Below are 466 nucleotides of genomic sequence, written 5' to 3'. Positions count from 1 at the left end.
CGTGACGGTCGGCGAGAGCGACGACCCTTGGGACGTCGCCGCCTGCGGCGGCACGCACGTCTCGAACACCGCCGAGATCGGCCCGGTCGCGGTGCTGGAGCGGTCGAACCCCGGCGAGGGCGTCACTCGCGTCGAGTTCGCGGTCGGCCCGACAGCCATCGACGAGCTCGGCGCGGTCCACGCCGCGGCGCTCGACGCCGCGACGACGCTCGACGCGCGCGTCGGCGACCTCCCGGACGCGGTCTCCCGGCTCCGCGACGAGGCCGACCGGCTGGAGTCGGACCTGCGGGACGCCCGCGAGGAACTGCTCGGCGCCCGCCTGCGCGACCTCCCGGTCACCGAGGTCGACGGCGCGCGGTGGGCGATCGGCACCGTCGACGACGCCGACCCGAACGAACTCCGGGAGCCGGCGACCGAGGCGATCGCGGGCGACGACGCCCCCCACGCCCTCGCCGCGGTCGGGACC

Annotated in this window: 1 pseudogene; it reads left to right on the top strand. The window is 77.3% G+C overall.

Features of this window, described 5'->3' with window-relative positions:
* Positions 1–466, top strand: a pseudogene (locus EXE51_RS17430) (hypothetical protein); the annotation flags it as partial.

The organism is Halorubrum sp. CGM5_25_10-8B (assembly GCF_005435095.1).
GTDB lineage: Archaea > Halobacteriota > Halobacteria > Halobacteriales > Haloferacaceae > Halorubrum > Halorubrum ezzemoulense.
Note: the sequence above shows the minus strand (reverse complement) of the source record. Positions and strands in the feature narration are given on the sequence as shown.